General features: G+C 73.5%; 19 protein-coding genes. 2 read left to right on the forward strand and 17 right to left on the reverse strand.

Translation table 11 applies throughout. The annotated features are described in order from the left end of the window. Positions 1-53 precede the first annotated feature (53 nt). From ABD223_RS06910 to rimP, 17 genes are all read right to left on the reverse strand, one after another. Positions 54-1,361, reverse strand: a complete 1,308-nt coding sequence (locus ABD223_RS06910) for a M16 family metallopeptidase (protein ID WP_380645672.1) — start codon at positions 1,359-1,361, stop codon at positions 54-56. A 95-nt stretch (positions 1,362-1,456) separates the two neighbouring features. Next, positions 1,457-3,721: a polyribonucleotide nucleotidyltransferase gene (locus tag ABD223_RS06915; RefSeq protein ID WP_344035070.1), complete on the reverse strand. Its 2,265-nt coding sequence runs from the start codon at positions 3,719-3,721 to the stop codon at positions 1,457-1,459. A gap of 223 nt (positions 3,722-3,944) precedes the next feature. Next, positions 3,945-4,214: a 30S ribosomal protein S15 gene (gene rpsO / locus ABD223_RS06920; RefSeq protein ID WP_073899540.1), complete on the reverse strand. Its 270-nt coding sequence runs from the start codon at positions 4,212-4,214 to the stop codon at positions 3,945-3,947. 124 nt (positions 4,215-4,338) lie between these two features. Next, complete coding sequence (locus tag ABD223_RS06925; protein WP_344035072.1) at positions 4,339-4,815, reverse strand: 2'-5' RNA ligase family protein; 477 nt, start codon at positions 4,813-4,815, stop codon at positions 4,339-4,341. Further along, the gene (locus tag ABD223_RS06930) at positions 4,812-5,303 is read right to left on the reverse strand and encodes a helix-turn-helix domain-containing protein (protein ID WP_344035073.1); all 492 of its coding nucleotides are present in this window, start codon (positions 5,301-5,303) and stop codon (positions 4,812-4,814) included. The genes ABD223_RS06925 and ABD223_RS06930 overlap by 4 nt, the downstream gene beginning before the upstream one ends. Positions 5,304-5,394: 91 nt before the next feature. Next, positions 5,395-6,336: a bifunctional riboflavin kinase/FAD synthetase gene (locus tag ABD223_RS06935; protein ID WP_344035075.1), complete on the reverse strand. Its 942-nt coding sequence runs from the start codon at positions 6,334-6,336 to the stop codon at positions 5,395-5,397. Positions 6,337-6,402: 66 nt separating this feature from the next. Then, positions 6,403-6,762 (reverse strand): hypothetical protein, encoded by a 360-nt coding sequence (locus ABD223_RS06940; protein WP_344035077.1) that lies wholly within the window; start codon positions 6,760-6,762, stop codon positions 6,403-6,405. A gap of 93 nt (positions 6,763-6,855) precedes the next feature. Next, positions 6,856-7,758 (reverse strand): tRNA pseudouridine(55) synthase TruB, encoded by a 903-nt coding sequence (truB, locus tag ABD223_RS06945; RefSeq protein ID WP_344035078.1) that lies wholly within the window; start codon positions 7,756-7,758, stop codon positions 6,856-6,858. An 11-nt stretch (positions 7,759-7,769) separates the two neighbouring features. Further along, a complete protein-coding gene (locus ABD223_RS06950; RefSeq protein WP_344035079.1) occupies positions 7,770-9,092 on the reverse strand; it encodes an MFS transporter in 1,323 nt (440 codons plus the stop codon). 97 nt (positions 9,093-9,189) lie between these two features. Beyond that, positions 9,190-10,491: an MATE family efflux transporter gene (locus tag ABD223_RS06955; RefSeq protein WP_344035080.1), complete on the reverse strand. Its 1,302-nt coding sequence runs from the start codon at positions 10,489-10,491 to the stop codon at positions 9,190-9,192. A 124-nt stretch (positions 10,492-10,615) separates the two neighbouring features. After that, positions 10,616-11,644, reverse strand: coding sequence for a DHH family phosphoesterase (locus ABD223_RS06960; protein ID WP_344035081.1), 1,029 nt, complete (start codon positions 11,642-11,644; stop codon positions 10,616-10,618). A gap of 10 nt (positions 11,645-11,654) precedes the next feature. Continuing rightward, positions 11,655-12,104 carry a 30S ribosome-binding factor RbfA gene (rbfA, locus tag ABD223_RS06965; protein ID WP_344035082.1) on the reverse strand — a complete coding sequence of 150 codons (450 nt, stop codon included), beginning with the start codon at positions 12,102-12,104 and terminating at the stop codon, positions 11,655-11,657. A gap of 18 nt (positions 12,105-12,122) precedes the next feature. After that, positions 12,123-12,419, reverse strand: a complete 297-nt coding sequence (locus ABD223_RS06970; protein ID WP_033432691.1) for a DUF503 domain-containing protein — start codon at positions 12,417-12,419, stop codon at positions 12,123-12,125. Positions 12,420-12,498: 79 nt separating this feature from the next. After that, the gene (gene infB, locus ABD223_RS06975) at positions 12,499-15,636 is read right to left on the reverse strand and encodes a translation initiation factor IF-2 (RefSeq protein WP_344035083.1); all 3,138 of its coding nucleotides are present in this window, start codon (positions 15,634-15,636) and stop codon (positions 12,499-12,501) included. Between the two features lie 87 nt (positions 15,637-15,723). Next, a complete protein-coding gene (locus ABD223_RS06980; RefSeq protein WP_344035084.1) occupies positions 15,724-16,068 on the reverse strand; it encodes a YlxR family protein in 345 nt (114 codons plus the stop codon). A 22-nt stretch (positions 16,069-16,090) separates the two neighbouring features. After that, entirely contained in the window at positions 16,091-17,113 is a 1,023-nt protein-coding gene (gene nusA, locus ABD223_RS06985) for a transcription termination factor NusA (RefSeq protein ID WP_344035085.1), read from the reverse strand. Further along, positions 17,110-17,634: a ribosome maturation factor RimP gene (rimP, locus tag ABD223_RS06990; RefSeq protein ID WP_344035086.1), complete on the reverse strand. Its 525-nt coding sequence runs from the start codon at positions 17,632-17,634 to the stop codon at positions 17,110-17,112. Before rimP ends, nusA begins: the two co-directional genes overlap by 4 nt. Positions 17,635-17,816: 182 nt before the next feature. Between rimP and ABD223_RS06995 the strand changes: the two genes are divergently transcribed. Together ABD223_RS06995 and ABD223_RS07000 are read left to right on the forward strand one after the other, a co-directional pair. Further along, positions 17,817-18,260: a hypothetical protein gene (locus tag ABD223_RS06995; protein WP_344035087.1), complete on the forward strand. Its 444-nt coding sequence runs from the start codon at positions 17,817-17,819 to the stop codon at positions 18,258-18,260. After that, a complete protein-coding gene (locus ABD223_RS07000) occupies positions 18,257-18,685 on the forward strand; it encodes a ferritin-like domain-containing protein (protein ID WP_344035088.1) in 429 nt (142 codons plus the stop codon). The genes ABD223_RS06995 and ABD223_RS07000 overlap by 4 nt, the downstream gene beginning before the upstream one ends. Positions 18,686-18,768 lie beyond the last annotated feature (83 nt).

An 18,768-nucleotide genomic window follows, 5' to 3' on the forward strand; every position in this document is an offset into this window, starting at 1 on the left:
GCGGAGGGGTTCCGACGAAGAGCCGCTCACGGGGTCGGGCGAAGGCTGAGCAGTCAAGAGATCACCTCGTGCACCTGGGTCGGAAGGTCGTCGGCGTGAGCGTAGGGGCCGACCACGGCGGCGGCGACGGGGCGGCGCAGCAGGTCCCGCGCCAGCGCCGCCACGTCCTCCGCGGTGACCGCGTCGATGCGGGCCAGGGTCTGCTCCACCGACAGGTGGTCGCCGTAGTTCAGCTCGCCCTTGCCGATGCGCGACATGCGCGAGCTGGTGTCCTCCAGGCCCAGCACGAGCCCGCCGCGCAGCTGGCCCTTGCCCCGGGCCACCTCCGCGTCCGACAGCCCGTCGCGCGCCACGCCGGTCAGCACGTCGCGCACCACGCCCGCCACGTCGCCGAGCCGGTCCGGCTGGCAGCCCGCGTACACCGACAGCGTCCCCGCGTCCGCGTACAGGCCCACCGACGAGTACACCTGGTAGGCCAGGCCGCGCCGCTCCCGGACTTCCTGGAACAGCCGCGAACTCATCCCGCCGCCCAGCGCCGCGTTGAGCACGTTCAGCGCGAACCGGCGCTCGTCGTGCCGGTCCAGCGCCCGCACGCCCAGCATCAGGTGCGCCTGCTCGGTGTCGTCGCTGTGCAGCACCAACCGGCGCGACGACGGGATGCGGGCGCGGCCCGCGCGCGGCGCGACGGGCGTGCCCACCCGGTCCAGCCGGGCGCCGAGCCGCTTGCGCACCAGGCGCAGCACCTGCGCGTGGTCGACGTTGCCCGCCACCGCGAGCACCATCCGCGGCAGCGCGTAGCGCCGCTTGTAGAACCCGAACAGCGCGTCGCGCTCCATCGCGCCGATCGACTCCTCGGTGCCCAGCACCGGGCGGCCCAGCGCGTGCTCGCCCAGCAGGGCGTCGAGGAACGCGTCGTGCAGCAGGTCCTCGGGGTCGTCGTCGCGCATGGCGATCTCTTCCAGCACCACGCCGCGCTCGGTCTCGAAGTCGCGCGGCTCGCACAGCGCCTCGAACACCACGTCGCACACCAGGTCCACGGCCAGCGGCAGGTCCTCGTCCAGGACGTGCGCGTAGTAGCAGGTGTGCTCCTTGGCGGTGAACGCGTTCAGCTCGCCGCCCACCGCGTCGATCTCCTCCGCGATGGCCGCCGCGGTGCGGTTCGCGGTGCCCTTGAACAGCAGGTGCTCCAGGTAGTGGGCGGCGCCCGCGACCTCGGCGCGCTCGTCGCGCGACCCGACCTGCACCCACAGGCCCACCGACGCCGACCGCACGCCCGGCACGCGCTCGGTGATGACCCGCAGCCCGGACGGCAGCAGGGTGCGGCGCACCGCCACACCGCCGTCGCCGCGCTCCAGGCTCACCGTCGTGCCCGGCTTCTGGAGGTGCCCGGGACGCCTCCCAAGCGGACGGCCGCGGGTGCTCGGAGCACCCGCGGCCGTCCCGTCGACGCTCGTCGTCACTGGGCGGGAGCCTCCGCCGGAGCGGCGTCCTGCGCGGGGTTGTCGGCCGCGGGGGCGTCGGCCGCGGGGGCGTCCGCCTGGGCGGCGTCCGCGTCCTCGTTGACCAGCACCAGGCTGATCTTGCCGCGCTGGTCGATGTCCGCGATCTCCACGCGGAGCTTGTCGCCGACCTTGACGACGTCCTCGACCTTGCCGATGCGCTTGCCGTTGCCCAGCTTGGAGATGTGGATCAGGCCGTCCTTGCCCGGCAGCAGGGACACGAACGCGCCGAACGCCGCGGTCTTCACCACGGTGCCCAGGAAGCGCTCGCCCACCTTCGGCAGCTGCGGGTTCGCGATCGCGTTGATCATGCCGATCGCGGCCTCGGCGGACGGGCCGTCGGCCGCGCCCACGTAGATCGTGCCGTCGTCCTCGATGGAGATGTCGGCGCCGGTCTGCTCGGTGATCGAGTTGATCATCTTGCCCTTGGGCCCGATGACCTCGCCGATCTTGTCGGTCGGGATCTTCACCGAGGTCACGCGCGGCGCGAACGGGCTCATCTCGTCCGGGCGGTCGATGGCCTCGGCCATGACCTCCAGGATGGTCAGGCGCGCGTCGCGGGCCTGGTTCAGGGCGCCGGCCAGCACGTCGGACGGGATGCCGTCGAGCTTGGTGTCGAGCTGGAGCGCGGTCACGAACTCCTTGGTGCCGGCGACCTTGAAGTCCATGTCGCCGAACGCGTCCTCCGCGCCCAGGATGTCGGTCAGCGCCACGTACTCGGTCTTGCCGTCGACCTCGTCGGAGACCAGGCCCATGGCGATGCCCGACACCGGCGCCTTCAGCGGCACGCCCGCGTTCAGCAGCGACATCGTGGACGCGCAGACCGAGCCCATCGAGGTCGAGCCGTTCGAGCCCAGGGCCTCGGAGACCTGGCGGATCGCGTACGGGAACTCGTCGCGCTTGGGCAGCACGGGCATCAGCGCCCGCTCGGCCAGCGCGCCGTGGCCGATCTCGCGGCGCTTGGGCGAGCCCACGCGACCGGTCTCACCGGTGGAGAACGGCGGGAAGTTGTAGTGGTGCAGGTAGCGCTTGTGCGTCTCCGGCGACAGCGAGTCGATCTGCTGCTCCATGCGCAGCATGTTCAGCGTGGTGACACCCAGGATCTGGGTCTCGCCGCGCTCGAACAGCGCCGAGCCGTGCGCCCGCGGGATCAGCTCGACCTCGGCGGACAGCGAGCGGATCTCGGTCAGGCCGCGGCCGTCGATGCGCACCTTGTCGCGCAGGATGCGCTGGCGCACCAGCTTCTTGGTCAGCGAGCGGAACGCCGCGCCGACCTCCTTCTCGCGACCCTCGAACCGCTCGGCCAGCTTCTCCAGCACCGACGCCTTGAGCTCGTCGATGCGGCCCTCGCGGTCCTGCTTGCCCGCGATGGTCATCGCCTGGGCCAGCTCGCCCGACGCGGCCTGCTCGACGGCCTCGAAGGCGTCGGGCTGGTAGGCCGGGTAGGTCGGGAACTCGCCGGTGGCCTTCGCGGCGACCTGCGCCAGCTGGGCCTGCGCGTCGCACAGCGCCTTGATGAACGGCTTGGACGCCTCCAGACCGGCGGCCACCACCTCCTCGGTGGGGGCGGGCGCGCCCTCGCCGACCAGGTCGATCACGTTCTCGGTGGCCTCGGCCTCGACCATCATGATCGCGACGTCGTCACCGACCACGCGACCGGCGACGACCATGTCGAACACGGCCTTCTCCAGCTGCTCGTGGGTCGGGAACGCCACCCACTGGCCCTCGATCAGCGCCACCCGGACGCCGCCGATGGGACCGGAGAACGGCAGGCCCGCGAGCTGCGTCGACGCGGACGCGGCGTTGATCGCCACCACGTCGTACAGGTCGGCCGGGTTCAGGCTCATCACCGTGATGACGACCTGGATCTCGTTGCGCAGACCGTCCACGAAGGACGGGCGCAGCGGCCGGTCGATCAGGCGGCAGGTCAGGATCGCGTCGGTCGACGGGCGACCCTCGCGGCGGAAGAACGAGCCGGGGATGCGGCCCGCGGCGTACATGCGCTCCTCGACGTCCACCGTGAGGGGGAAGAAGTCGAAGTGCTCCTTGGGGTGCTTCGAGGCCGTCGTGGCCGACAGCAGCATGGTCTCGTCGTCCAGGTAGGCGACGACGCTGCCGGCGGCCTGGCGGGCCAGCCGGCCGGTCTCGAAGCGGATGGTGCGCGTGCCGAACCGACCGTTGTCGATCACGGCTGAAGTCTCGTGGACCTCGGTGTCCGTCATGTGTGGAACTCCTCGTCAGTGCATTCGGGCCGCAGCGCGCCCGGGCGCGGGTCGCGGTCCTGACGAGGCCGGTCTTCGATCGAAGTCCCCTGGTCTTGCCGCCAGAGGGCCACTACCGAGGACCGGCGAACAGTCGTCCCGTGCGCCGCGCGTGCGTCCCTGGTGTTGTTTTCAGTAAGCCGAAGGGGGAGTGATCGTCGTGATCACTCCCCCTCGGCGCGTCTCACCTGCGCAGACCGAGCCGACCGATCAGGTCGCGGTAGCGCTGGATGTCCACCTTCTGGAGGTAGTTGAGCAGCCGGCGGCGACGGCCGACCAGCAGCAGCAGACCACGACGGGAGTGGTGGTCGTGCTTGTGCTTCTTGAGGTGCTCCGTCAGGTCGGCGATCCGCTTGCTCAGCAGCGCGACCTGCGCCTCGGCGGAGCCGGTGTCCGTGTCGTGGACGCCGTACTCGGCGAGGATGGTCTTCTTCTCCTGGGTGGTCAGTGCCACGTTCTTGGTACTCCTAGCTGTTGTTTTCCGTTCCGTGGGGCCCCGTCTGCACGGGGTAGTCGGTGCCGGCCGCCACGGACCGCAGCCGGACCCAACTGTCGAGGTTACCAGCAGTCGCGGGCTGCTACTCGTTTGGCGTGGTCAAGGGCACCCGGTCGAGGACGGTGTAGCCCGCGCCGGGACGGCTGAGCACCAGCGCCACCTCGGTCGCGGTCCACTCCCGACCGGTGAAGTCCACGTGCGGCAGCGGCGCGCCGCGCGCCACCGTCAGATGTGGACGCCAGTCCTCCCGCACCCCGGCCGCGGCCCGGCCCAGCGCGGCCGGCGCCGCTCCCTCCACCCCGATCCACAGGACCTGGCGGAAGTGCCCGCTGCCGCGCAACCTCAGCACGGGCGCGGCCACGCCCTCCAGGCCGGCGAGCTGCTCGGCGGGCTCGGCGGACGCGGAGGGCTCGATGTCGCCGAAGAAGCCGACCGTGACGTGCCAGCGCCGCGGGTCGACCCAGCGCAACCGCGGGTGGGCCCGCCGGACCGGGCGCAGGGCCGCGTGCAGCTCGGCCACCACGTCCTCGGGCGGGAACAGGGCGGTGAACAGGCTCAACGGTCGCGGGCCGGTTCCTTCGCCACCCGGCGCAGCAGCTCGGCCAGCGCGGGGAAGTCCTCGCCCAGCACGTCGGCCGCCTGGGACAGCTCGCCGCGCTCGGCGACGGTCCGCAGGTACGGGAACACGACCGCCTCGGCGTCGGCGACGTTCACCGGCAGCGAGTCGCGGCTCACCGTCGGCTTGGAATCGCGGACCTCGTCGAGCGCCCGCTGGAGCGCCTCGGGCGCGCCGGTCGCCACGTCCGGGGTGAGGACCTTGCGCTCCAGCATGATCATCCGGGCGAGGACGGACGGGTTGCCGATCTTGGCGCGCCGCCCGCTCATCACCTGGCTCAGCATGGGCGCGCTGATCCCCAGGACGTCGGCGAGCTGGGCCTGCGAGACGTTGAACGCGACCACCAACCGGCGCACCCGGTCACCCAGGGGTTCCCCGTACCACTCGCGCTGGAGCGCGAGGTTGCGCTGGACGATCTTGTGGTCCTCCACCGGCGCCCTCTCCTAGCCCGCTCGAACTGCCGAGCATCTTGCCAGGCCGGCGGCCCGCGCAAGAGCGGATCCACTCACGTGGCCCACCTCGTCACGCGCCGTCCCCGGTCGACAGCAGATCGCGGGTGGCGGCCACGTCGCGGTGCATCTGCTCCAGCAGCGCCTCGACGGTGTCGAACTTCTCCATGCCGCGCAGGCGGTGCGCGAAGTCCAGGGCCACGCGCTTGCCGTAGAAGTCCTCGTCCACGTCGAGCACGTACGCCTCGACCCGCCGCTCGCGACCCGAGAACGTCGGGTTCGTGCCCACGCTCACCGCCGCCTTGAGGCGCCGGCCGTCGCCGTCGACGAACCAGCAGGCGTACACGCCGTCCGCGGGCACGGCGGCGAAGCGGGCGGTGGACAGGTTCGCGGTGGGGAAGCCCAGGTCCTTGCCCCGGCCGTCGCCGCGCACCACGATGCCCTCCAGCCGGTGCGGGCGGCCGAGCGCGTGGGCGGCCGCGGCCACGTCGCCCGCGTCGATGCACGCCCGGATGTAGGTCGACGAGTACGTGACGCCGTCATCCGTCACCAGGTCCGCCCCCTCCGTCACGAAGCCGAACCGCGTGCCCAGCTCCCGCAGCAGCCCCACGTTGCCCGCGGCCCGGTGGCCGAAGGTGAAGTTCTCGCCCACCACCACGGCGGCCGCGTGGAGCCGGTCGACGAGCACCTCGTGGGCGAACTCGTCGGCGGGCATCCGGGACAGCTCGGGGGTGAACGGGATGACGCAGAAGACGTCCACGCCCAGGCCCTCGACCAGCTCGGCGCGGCGGTGCAGGCCGGTGAGCTGGGCGGGGTGGCTGCCCGGTCGGACCACCTCGGCCGGGTGCGGGTCGAAGGTGATCAGCACGGCGGGCACCCGCTTCTCGGCGGCCAGCCCGACGGCGCGGCCGATCAGCGCCTGGTGCCCCCGGTGCACCCCGTCGAACACACCGATGGTCACGACGCAGCGGCCCCAGCCGCCCGGTCGGTGGTCCAGCCCTCGCCAGCGTTGCACGCGGGCAAGCCTAGATGGGCGTGCTCGACCGCCGTCGGTCGCGTGCGCCCACCGGCGGGCCGGTCCTCACCTGCCGGGGTTGACGTCCCGCCCGGCCTGGTAGACCGTGCCGCCGTCGCGGGCGATCGCGGTCTGGTCGATCGTGGTGGGCGAGTTGACGGTGACCGAGCCGAGGCTGCCCGCCTGCACCACGCCGCCGTGCACGGTGCCGTTGACGCTGTTGTGCACGGTGGGGTGCGGCCGGGCCGGGTGCTCGGGCGACCGGTGGCCCTGCACCCGCATCGCCACGACCACGCCCAGCGCGGTGAGCAGCACCACCACCACCCACGCCCAGGGGTTCGCGCCCCAGTCCGTGGCCACGTTGATCGCCACGCCGGTGGCCGACGCCACCACGCCGGCCGCGGCCGGCCAGACCCATCTCGCCATGCGTCCACGGTAGGCCCAGTCGGCGCGGGCGCGTACCCACTACGGGGTCATCCGGTGGTGTCGCGGCGCCACCTCGGCCGGCGGCGCCGCGGCTCAGCCGGCGGGCGTGAGCACCACCAGCGGCTTGGCGATCGGGCCCTCGTCCTTGGCCAGCGCCACCACGTGCCCGTCCGGCCCGAAGATGCCGTACGTGCCGGTCAGGCCACCCGCCGGCAGGCGGCGGCCGTGCGAGAGGGCCACCACCTCGCGGGGCTCGATCTCGCGGCGGGGGAACGCGGTCGCCACGGCGGCGTCCAGGTCCAGGGACAGGCCGGGCGACTCCTCCAGCTGCTCCAAAGTCCGGGCCGCGCGCAGGTCGAACGGGCCGACGCGGGTGCGCCGCAGGTTCGCCAGGTGGCCGCCGACGCCCAGCTCCGCGCCCAGGTCGCGGGCCAGCGCCCGCACGTAGGTGCCGGACGAGCACTCGATCATCACGTCCAGCTCGGTCGCGCCCTCCTCGCGGCGGAGCGACAGCACGTCGAACCGGTGCACGGTCACCGGCCGCGCCGGCAGCTCCACGACCTCGCCGCTGCGCACCCGCGCGTACGCCCGCTTGCCGTCGACCTTGACCGCGCTCACCGCGCTGGGCACCTGCTGGATCGGACCGGTCAGGCGGGCGACCCCGGCGCGGATCGCGTCCTCGGGCACGTCCGAGGCGTCGGCGGCGGCGATCACCTCGCCCTCGGCGTCGTCGGTGGTCGTGCTCGCGCCGAGGCGGATGGTCGACAGGTACGCCTTGCTGTCGAGCGCCAGGTGGCCCAGCAGCTTCGTGGCCCGCTCGATGCCCAGCACCAGCACGCCGGTGGCCATCGGGTCGAGCGTGCCCGCGTGCCCGACCTTCCTGGTGCCGAGGATGCGGCGGACCCGGGCCACCACGTCGTGCGAGGTCATGCCGGAGGGCTTGTCCACGACGACGAGGCCGGGCTGGACTGGGGTGCGAGTTGAGGCTGCGGACACGACCGAGCATCTTAGGCGTCGGCCAGCACGTCCCAGCGACGGCGACGCACTTCCACCGGCACGGCCTCGCCCCGCTCCAGCGCGGCCAGCACCGCGCCCCGCGCCCGGCGCCACCACGCGACCGTGCGCCACACGCCCAGCAGCAGCACCGCCACCACGGACAGGAACGCGACCCGGTAGGCCTGCGGCGCGGGCAGGACCGGCTCCACGACGTCCAGCAGGACGCCCACCACCAGCGCGGTGAACGTGATCGCGGCGAACCCGCCCACGTTGGCCACGCCCGTCGCCGTGCTCACCCGGTGCAGCGGGTTGTAGTCGCGCACCAGGGCGAACGCCACGCCGGACACCGGGTTGCCGAGCGCCAGCACCGCGAACAGCGCGTACAGGACCGGTGCCGGCAGCACACCGCCCGGCCAGCCCAGCAGCACCGCCCAGCAGACCACGACCACGGCCAGGTAGCCGCCGACGATCGGCATCCGCCACGCCGGGCGGCTGCTGATCACCGCGCCCATCACCGGCCCGGTGACCACGGCCACCAGCACCAGCGTGCTGAGCACCGCCGACGCGGCGGGCCGCGACAGGCCCTGCGCCTCCACCAGGTACGGGAAGCCCCACAGCAGGCTGAGCAGCGCGGGCGTGAACATCGAGGTGAAGTGCACCCAGAAGCCCAGGCGCGTGCTGGGTTCCCGCCAGGCCGACGCGACCCGCGCGCCCAGCGCGCGCAGCGGCACGGGCTCGGGCGCCGGCTGCGGCACGCCGTCGGGCACGTCCCGCACCCGCCAGGCGACCACGCCCGCGTACGCGGCGGTCGCGACGCCCGCGACCAGGAAGGTGACCGTCCACCCGGAGTTCTGGAGCAGCAGCGTCAGCGGCACCGTGGCCACGAGGTTGCCCGCGCCGCCGAGCGCGGCCGACAGGGTCATCACCACGGCGTAGCGGCGCGGCGGGAAGTGCGCGGCGGCCAGGCGCAGCACGCTGATCCACGTCATGGCGTCGCCGACGCCCAGCACGGCGCGGGCGGCCAGGCCCAGCGGGTAGGAGTCGGCGAGCGCGAAGAGGGTTTGGCCGGCGCCCATGAGCAGGCCGGCGGCGGTGAGCACGCGGCGCGGGCCGAAGCGGTCCACCAGCAGACCGGTGGGGATCTGCATGAGCGCGTACAGGCCGATCTGGAGCACGGTGAACGTGCCGAGGGCGGCCGGGCCGACGGAGAAGCGGTCACCGGCCTCCAGGCTGGCCACGCCCAGCGAGGTGCGGTGGAACAGGGCGGCGACGTAGACGGCGACGGCGGTGGACCAGATCAGCCACGCTTGCTTGGTGGCGCGATCGACCGGCAAGGTGGAGCTCCTCGACTCGGTGCGGCGGCACTCCCAGTATCGAGAAACAGTTGCCTTGTGTTAACGATTCCGCGGCGTGCCCCTCACCACACCTGTTTCACCAGGTCGTGCCCACCCGGGCCCACTCCCCCGACCGCGTGCGCGCCAGGAGCAGCACCAGGCGCAGGAGCATGAACCCCGTCAGCCCGCTCCAGATGCCGACCAGGCCCCAGCCGAACGCGTGCGACGCCCAGATCAGCGGCAGGAAGCCGATCGCGGCCGCCGCCAGGGTCGCGGTGCGCAGGAACCTCGCGTCACCCGCGCCGAGCAGGACGCCGTCCAGGGCGAACACCACCCCCGCCACCGGTTGCAGCGCGACGAAGAACCACCAGGCGTGCGGGATCTCGTCCAGCACGGCCCGGTCGCCGGTGAACACCAGCGGCAGCGGACCGGACAGCGCCGCGAAGACCGCGCCCAGGAACACGCCGAAGACCAGGCCGTAGCCGGTGACCTGCCAGGCGAACCGGCGGGCCTGCTCGCGCCTGCCCGCGCCCAGCGCCGCGCCGACGATCGACTGGGCGGCGATGGCCAGCGAGTCCAGCACGAGCGCCAGGAACGTCCACAGCTGGAGCACGACCTGGTGCGCGCCGACCGCGCCGACCGACGTGCGGGCGGCCACCGACGCGGCGGACAGGAAGCAGGCCTGGAACGCGAGGCTGCGCAGCACCAGGTCGCGCCCCATGCCCAGCTGCGCCCGCATCCGCCGCGGGTCGGGCCCGAGCGGGACCCCCTCGGCCCGCAACGCCCTGCCGAACAGCCCGGCGGACAGCACCTGCGCGATCACGTTGGCGACGGCCGAACCCTCCAGCCCCCACCCCGCGACGTGCACCAGGACGGGGCACAGCACGGCCGAGATGCCGTTGCCGACCAGCACGTAGCGCAGCGGCCGGCCGGTGTCCTGCACCCCGCGCATCCACCCGTTGCCGGCCATCGTGACCAGCACGAACGGCGCGCCGAACAGGGCGATGCGCAGCCAGGCCACCGCGTTGTCGGCCACCTCGCCGGGCCCCGCGAGCAACCGCGCCGCGGGCCCCGCCAGCAGCTGGCCCAGCACGATCACCAGGGCCCCGACCGCCAACGCGAGCCAGGTGGCCTGCACCCCCTCCTCGACGGCCTCCGCCCGCCTGCCCGCACCGAACAACCGGGAGGCCCGCGCCGTGGTCCCGTACGACAGGAAGGTCAACTGGGTGGCGACCTGCGTGAACAGCACACCGCCCAACGCCAGCCCGGCCAGCGCCACCGCTCCGTAATGCCCGACCACCGCCGTGTCCACCAACACGTACAGCGGCTCGGCCGCCAACACCACCAACGCCGGCGCGGCCAACCCGACCACCCGCCGAGCCGGCACCCGCTCCTCCACCGCCCACCTCCACGCTCATCGACCGGTCGGTTCGCGGTGTCCGACCGGAGGACACGCAACACCGGACCGGAGGACACGCCGAGAACCCGGCGTGTCCTCCGGTCAGACATCGCGTGTCCTCCGGTCAGGCACCGCGAGTCGCGCGTTCGGAACCCGTGACCGAGGCCAGGGCGGTGTGGAGGGTGGTGAGGACCTCGTCGGCCGAGCCGGTGGCGGTGAAGCCGGCGGCCAGGCGGTGGCCGCCGCCGCCCAGGCGGCGCGCCACCTCGCTGACGTCGACGCGGGAGACCGCGCGCAGCGAGACGGACCAGGCGGAGGGGCGCAACTCCTTCAGGACCGCCGCCACCTCGGCCTCCCGCGCCGTGCGCACCAGGTCGACCACGCTCTCGACCTCCTCCGGGCGCAGGCCGGCGGCGTCCTCCAGGGTGACCACCGCGTGCACCAGGCCCAGGCCGCCGGCCGCGGCGCGGTCCAGGCGCGCCCGGTCGAGCACCTTGGCCAGCATCGCGAGATACCCGAACGGGTGAGAGTCCATCAGGGGGCGGGCGACGGCCTCGGCGTCCACGCCGGCCGCCAGCAGGCGGGCGGCCACCTCGTGCGTGGCCGACGAAGCGTTCCGGAACGAACGGGTATCGGTGACCAGGCCCGCGTAGATGCACCTGGCCACCGGCTCGTCCAGCTCCACGCCCAGCTCGTCCAGCAGCCGCAGCACGACGATCGCCGTCGCCTCGGCCCGCTCGTCGACCACGTTCACGTGCCCGAACCGCGGGTTCGACACGTGGTGGTCCAGCACCACGACCACACCGGCGGTGGACACCCGGTCGCCCAACGGCCCGAGCCGCCCGACGCTGCCCGCGTCCAGCGCCACCAGCACCGGCGGCGCGGCGGGCACCTCGGCGGCCGGCACCAGCAGCCCGGCCACGTCCAGCGCCCGCAACGTCTCCGGCACCTCGTCCGGCGCGCCGAACGACACCCGGACCACCGCCCCGCGCCGGTGCAGGACCAGCCCGAGGGCCAGGGCGCTGCCCAACGCGTCCGCGTCGGGGTTCACGTGCGCCAGCAGCGTGACGTCGGTGGCGGTGGACAGGACGCGGGCGGCCGCCGACAGGTCGGCGGACAGGTCGGTGGCGGTGGCGCTCAGGTCGTTGGACACACCCGGAACGCTAGTCCGCGTCCTCGTCCTCGCGCGGCGGCTTGTACGGGTCGGCCTCGCCCGCGGGCTCGGCCCCCGACGCGATGCGCGCCACCTCGGCGTCCGCCTCCCGCGCCTTGGCCAGCAGCTCGTCCATCCGCCGCGCCTCGTCCGGCACGGTGTCGGTCACGAACGTCAGGGTCGGCGTGAACCGCACCCCGGTCTGCTGGCCGACCATGGTGCGCAGCACGCCCTTGGCCTTCTCCAGCGCCGCCGCCGCGCCCGCGAAGTCGGGCTCGACGTCCAGCTTCTCCCCGAGGACGGTGTAGTAGACCGTCGCGTCGTGCAGGTCACCGGTCACCCTGGTGTCGGTGATGGTGACCCGGGCCAGCCTCGGGTCCTTCACCTCGTGCTCCAGGGCGGAGGCCACGATCTGCGAGATCCGCTTGGACAGCTTGCGAGCCCGTGCCTGGTCGGCCACGGCGCTCCCCTCCTCTTCCTACTCGTCCTCCGGCCCGACCAGCCTGTGGCGGGCGGAGAGCAGCTCCAATTCGGGGCGTCCGGCCACGAGTCGCTCGCAGGCGACCAGGACGTCCCTGACATGCTCGGCGTCCGCCGCGACGGCCGCCACTCCGATCAACGCGCGGCGGTGGAGGTCCAGGTGGCCTGCCTCGGCCACGGACACCTCGAACTTGCGCCGCAGCTCCGCCACGACCGGCTTCACCACGGACCGCTTCTGCTTCAACGAGTGGACGTCACCGAGCAGCACGTCCAGCTCAAGGGCGCCGACGAACAAGGCTGATGATCACCGTGGGTGCTCAGGGGGAGCGGGGCCGCCCACGAGAGGACGGCCCCGCACCACTACCGGGAGACGATCAGGCGCGCGGCTTCTCGCGCATCTCGAACGTCTCGATGACGTCGCCGACCTTCAGGTCGGCGTAGTTGCCGAGCGTCAGACCGCACTCGTAGCCCTCGCGGACCTCGGTCGCGTCGTCCTTGAACCGCTTGAGCGAGCTGATCGGCAGGTTCTCCTGCACGACGTTGTTGTCGCGCAGCAGGCGGGCCCGCGCGTTGCGGCGGATCTCGCCCGACAGCACGAGACAACCGGCGATCGTGCCGACCTTGGAGGACTTGAAGACCTCGCGGATCTCCGCGCGGCCCAGCTGGACCTCCTCGTACTCCGGCTTGAGCATGCCCTTGAGGGCCTGCTCGATCTCGTCGATCGCCTGGTAGATCACCGTGTAGTAGCGGACGTCCACGCCTTCGCGGTTCGCCAGCTCGGTCGCCTTGCCCTCGGCCCGGACGTTGAAGCCCAGGACGATCGCGGAACCGGCGACGGCGAGGTTGATGTCGCCCTCGGTGATGCCACCGACGCCCCGGTGGATGACCCGCAGCTCGACGTCGTCGCCGACCTCGATCTTCATCAGGGCGTCTTCCAGGGCCTCGACGGTGCCCGAGTTGTCACCCTTGATGATCAGCGTGAGCTGGCTGGTCTCCTTCAGCGCGGCGTCCAGGTCCTCCAGGCTGACGCGCTTGCGGCGGGCCGCGTTGAGCGCGTTCCGGGTGCGGGCCTGGCGGCGCTCGGCGATCTGCCGGGCGACGCGGTCCTCGTCGACGACCAGGAAGCTGTCGCCGGCGCCGGGCACCGAGGTGAGGCCGATGACCTGCACCGGGCGCGACGGGGTCGCGACCGTGACGTCCTCGCCGTGCTCGTCCACCATGCGGCGGACGCGGCCGTAGGCGTCACCGGCGACGATCGAGTCGCCCACGCGGAGCGAACCGCGCTGCACCAGCACCGTGGCCACCGGGCCGCGGCCGCGGTCGAGGTGGGCCTCGATCGCGACGCCCTGGGCCTCCATGTCCGGGTTGGCCCGGAGGTCCAGCGAGGCGTCGGCGGTCAGCAGGATCGCCTCCAGCAGGCCGTCGATGTTGATGCCCTGCTTCGCCGAGATGTCCACGAACATGGTGTCGCCGCCGTACTCCTCGGCGACCAGCCCGTACTCGGTGAGCTGCTGGCGGATCTTGGCGGGGTTGGCCCCCTCCTTGTCGATCTTGTTGACCGCGACCACGATCGGCGCGTTGGCCGCCTGGGCGTGGTTGATCGCCTCCACCGTCTGCGGCATCACGCCGTCGTCGGCCGCCACCACGATGACCGCGATGTCGGTCGAGTTCGCGCCGCGGGCACGCATGGCGGTGAACGCCTCGTGACCCGGGGTGTCGATGAAGGTGATGAGGCGCTCGTTGCCTTCCAGCTCCGTGTTGACCTGGTAGGCGCCGATGTGCTGGGTGATGCCACCCGCCTCGCCCTCGGCGACCTTCGCCGTGCGGATCGTGTCGAGCAGGCGCGTCTTGCCGTGGTCGACGTGACCCATGACGGTGACGACCGGCGGGCGGATCTGGAGGTCCTCCTCGTCGCCGGCGTCCTCGCCGTAGGTGATGTCGAACGTGCCGAGCAGCTCGCGGTCCTCCTCCTCGGGGGACACGACCTGGACGACGTAGTTCATCTCGGAGCCGAGCAGCTCCAGGATCTCGTCGGACACCGACTGCGTCGCGGTGACCATCTCGCCGAGGTGGAACAGCACCTGCACCAGCGAGGCCGGGTTGGCGTTGATCTTGTCGGCGAAGTCGGTCAGCGAGGCGCCGCGGGGCAGGCGGATGGTCTCGCCGCTGCCCTTGGGCAGGCGGACGCCACCAACCGACGGCGCCTGCATGTTGTCCATGTACTCCTGGCGCTTCTGGCGCTTGGACTTGCGACCGCGGCGCGCGGGACCACCCGGGCGGCCGAAGGCGCCCGCGGCGCCACCACGACCACCGGGGCCACCGCCACCGGGACGACCGCGGAAGCCGCCGCCGCCACCACCGGCCGGGGCGCCACCGCCACCACCGACGCCGCGGAAGCCGCCGCCACCGCCGCCGCCACCGCCGCCGCCGGGGCGGACGCCGCCACCGCCACGACCGCCGCCGCCACCGCGGCCGCCGCGGAAGCCGCCGCCACCGCCGCCGCCACCGGGACGGCCACCGCCGCCACCGGGACCGCGGCCACCGCCGCCGGGACCGCCACCGGGACGACCGCCACCGCCACCGGGGCGGGGGCCGGCCGGGCGACCGGGCATCATGCCCGGGTTCGGCCGCGGCGGCATGTTGCCGGGGTTCGGGCGCGGGCCGCCGGAACCGGCGGAGCCACCCGGACGGGGACCGGCCGGACGCGAGTCACCCGGACGGGGACCGGTCGGGCGCGGGTCGCCCGGCTTGGGGCCGGACGGGCGCTCGCCGCCGCCACCGGGCGACTGCGGGCGCGGCGACTGCGGGCGCGGCGCGGGTGCGCCACCGCCGACGCCGAACGGGTTGTTGCCCGGACGCGGCGGCCGGGGGCCCTGAGGCTTGGGGGACTGGGGCCGCGGCGGGACCACGGACGGGCCCTGCTGGGCCGCGGGCTGCTGCTGCTGCGGACGCGGGCCGGGACGCGGGCCACCGGGCTTGGACGCCTGCTGCGGAGCGGGCGACTGGGCCGGGGTCTGCGGCGGGGTCTCGGCTGTGGAGGCCTTGGCCGCGGGGGCCGGGGCCTGTGCCGCCGCCTGCGGCTGCGGTGCCGGGGCCTGCGGCTGCGGTGCCGGGGCGGGGGTCGGAGCCGGGGCCTGGGTCGCGGCGGCCGGCTTGGGCGCCGGCGGCTTCGGGGCCTGCGGCTTCGGGCCGGGCACGGGCCGCGGACCGGGGCGGGGGCCGGGCGCGCCGGGGCGCGGGGCCTCGGTGCGGGGCTCCGCGACGCGGTTGTCGGCCGAGCGGTTCTCGGCCGCGGGGGCCTGCGGCTTGGGGGGCGCCGGACGGGCGCCGGACGGCTTCGACTTGCCGTCGTTCTTGGCGTACGCGTCACGCAGACGCCGGGCCACGGGGGCCTCGACGGTGCTGGACGCCGACTTCACGTACTCGCCCTGGTCGGCGAGCTTGGTGAGCAACTCTTTACTCGTGACTCCGAGCTCCTTGGCGAGCTCGTGCACGCGGGCCTTGCCTGCCACTGCACTCCTCTGGCGATGGAGGCCGGCGGCAGTCCCGTCGACCTCGTCTTAACGTCGCGCGTTCATGTCTTCAGCTTCACGGCTGACTCATGACGGGTCGACCTGCTTCCTTGCTTCCTGTCGGTCGCGGGGCGATCCCGCGACCTCCTTCCCCTGTTGCGCCAAGTGCCCGCGCACGCCCTCCACGTCGAGCGGCCCCGGGACCCTGAAGGCCCGCGGGAACGCCCTCCGCTTCTCGGCGTTGCGGAGGCAGTCCGGGTCGGGGTGCAGCCACGCGCCCCGACCGGGCAGCCTACGGCGGGTGTCCGGGACCACGGCCCCGTCCACTACCACCACGCGCAACAGCTCGGAGGGCAACGTCCGAGCGCGGCATCCTACGCACGTGCGAACCGGGCCGATGTGCGTGAAATCCGATCCCCGACGTTGAACCACTGAGAAGTCTATCCCCTGTTGCTTATTCAGCCGAACCGGATGTCGCCGCGCCCGCCGGAGCGGAGCCGCCGGCGTCCGCGTCCGACCGGATGTCGATGCGCCAACCGGTCAGTCGCGCGGCCAGCCGGGCGTTCTGGCCCTCCTTGCCGATGGCGAGGGAGAGCTGGAAGTCCGGCACGACCACGCGCGCCGTCTTGGCGCGCTCGTCGAGCACCCGCACGGACACGACCTTCGCAGGCGAGAGGGCGTTCCCGACGAACGTCGCCGGGTCGTCCGAGTGGTCGATGATATCAATCTTCTCGCCCGCGAGCTCGCTCATGACGTTGCGCACACGGGCGCCCATCGGGCCGATGCAGGCGCCCTTGGCGTTCACGCCGGACACCGTCGAGCGGACCGCGATCTTCGAACGGTGACCTGCCTCACGTGCCACCGCGGGGATCTCCACGGTGCCGTCCGCGATCTCCGGGACCTCCAGCGCGAAGAGCCTGCGCACGAGGTTCGGGTGGGTGCGGGAGAGGGTGATCTGGGGGCCCCGCGCGCCGCGCGAGACGCCCACGACGTAGCACTTGAGGCGCGAGCCGTGCTCGTACGCCTCGCCGGGCACCTGCTCGGCCGGCGGCAGCACGCCCTCGGTGTCGCCGAGCTGGACCACGACCATGCCGCGGGCGTTGGCGCGGGCGTCGCGCTGCACCACGCCGCCGATGATCTCGCCCTCCTTGGCGGAGAACTCGCCGAAGGTGCGCTCGTGCTCGGCGTCGCGCAGGCGCTGGAGGATGACCTGGCGGGCGGTGGTCGCGGCGATGCGGCCGAAGCCCTCCGGCGTGTCGTCCCACTCCTCGGCGACCGTGCCGTCGGGGTTCAGGTCCTGCGCGAGGACGCGGACCACGCCGGTCTTGCGGTCGATCTCCACGCGCGAGTGCGGGTGGTGGCCGTCGGTGTGCTTGTAGGCGGTGAGCAGGGCGGTCTCGATGGCTTCGAGCACCGTGTCGAAGGGGATGTCCTTGTCCCGTTCGATCGCCCTGAGAGCGGCGATGTCGACGTTCACTCCGACTCCTCCTCCGGGGAATGGCCTCCGAGGAGCGCGAGCTCCTCGACCGGCGGCTGCTTGAACTCGACTTCCACGACGGCGCGCTCGATCGAGTCGTACTCGACCCGGCGCAGCTCGCCCTTGACCAGCAGCACGACCCCCGCGTCGTCGGCGTCGCCCACCCGGCCGAACCACTCGACCTGCTCGGGCTGCTTGACCTTGACCAGGCGCAGCCGGTTGCGCTTCCAGTGGCGTGGCCTGGTCAGCGGGCGGTCCGCGCCGGGCGAGGTGACCTCAAGCGTGTACGGGCCGGCGATCAGGTGCTCGTTCGCGTCGAGGGCGGCGGACACGACGCGGCTGGCGCGCGCGACCTCGTCCAGGCCGATCCCCTCGTCGCCGTCGACGACCACCTTGACCAGCCTGCGACGCCCAGCCTGGTTCACGTCGAGCAGTTCCAGGTCGTAGCCGATGGCCTCGACCGCCTCCCGCACGACGGGTGTGAGCTGCGCGGCGAGTTCTCCGCGCGGCGGGCTGGACACGTTGGTGACTCCCTGTTCGTTGCGTGCTTGCGCGTTCGGTGTGCTCGGTGTGCTCGGTGTGCAGAAGGCACGGCAACCCCGGTCGACGCTGCACTCGCCGGCCGTGGTCGCCCAGCGTATCTGGTCCGGGCGGGGTCGCACGTCCCGCGGGCGACGGCGGGTCTCTGGCAGGATCGGGACACGTGATCGGTAGAACCGCGTTCAGCAGGCGAGGCGTGCTGCTGGCGGCGGCCACGGCGCCGCTGGCAGTCGCGTGCACCACACCGCCGCCGCCCCCGCCGCCGCCGGACGTCCTGGAGGAGCTCGTCAGGTCGGCCCTGTCGGACGCCGCCCTGGCCACGGCCGTCGGCGCGCCGGAGACCGCCGCGGCGCGGACCGAGCACGCCGACCGGTTGCGGGCGGAGGTCGAACGCGCCACGCCGCGCGTGCCGGGCTCGTCCGCGCCGCCCTCGGCGCCGCCGTCCGTCGCGCCGCCCGCGGGCGGCACGCGGGAGGGCCTGGTGACGGCGCTGCGGTCGGCGCAGGAGCAGGCGGCGGGCCTGGTGGCGTCGGTGCCGACGTACCGGGTGGGGTTGGTGGCCGCGGTGGCGGCCGGGTGCGCGAGCCTGGTGGAGGGGTTGTCGTGAGCGTGGAGGCGGTGCAGGGCGCCCTGGGCGCCGAGCACGCGGCGGTGTGGACGTACGGGCTGGTCAGCGCGTTCATCTCGCAGCAGGCGGCGGCGGTGGCGGAGGGCGCGAACGCCCACCGGGCCCGCCGGGACGCCACGGAGCGCCGGCTGCGCGACCAGGGCGTCACCCCGAACCCGCCCGCGCCGGCCTACCTGCCGCCGCAGCCGGTGGACAGCGCGGCGTCGGCGATCGCGGCGCTCATCGCGGTCGAGACGGACGCCTGCGTGGCGTGGCGGGGCGTGCTGGAGCGCACCGAGGACGCGGGCCTGCGCACCTCGGCCCTGGACGCCCTGACCACGGCGGCGGTCCGGGCCACCCGCTGGCGCAGGGCCGCCGGCCTTACCCCCCTGTCCATCACCTTCCCGGGCACCGCCGTCGGTTGACCCCGCGCGAGTCGTACGTCCAGACCTCGCGTGTCGTACGTCCAGGACCCCCGAGTTGAGCGTTCAGGTGACCTGAACGCTCA

It is taken from the genome of Saccharothrix xinjiangensis, assembly GCF_039527585.1.
Taxonomy (GTDB): domain Bacteria; phylum Actinomycetota; class Actinomycetes; order Mycobacteriales; family Pseudonocardiaceae; genus Actinosynnema; species Actinosynnema xinjiangensis.

Excerpts from the sequence above, each read along its gene's own strand:
- ABD223_RS06915 (WP_344035070.1), bottom strand. The coding sequence starts at position 3,721 with ATGACGGACACCGAGGTCCACGAGACTTCAGCCGTGATCGACAACGGT.
- ABD223_RS06940 (WP_344035077.1), bottom strand. The coding sequence starts at position 6,762 with ATGGCGAGATGGGTCTGGCCGGCCGCGGCCGGCGTGGTGGCGTCGGCC.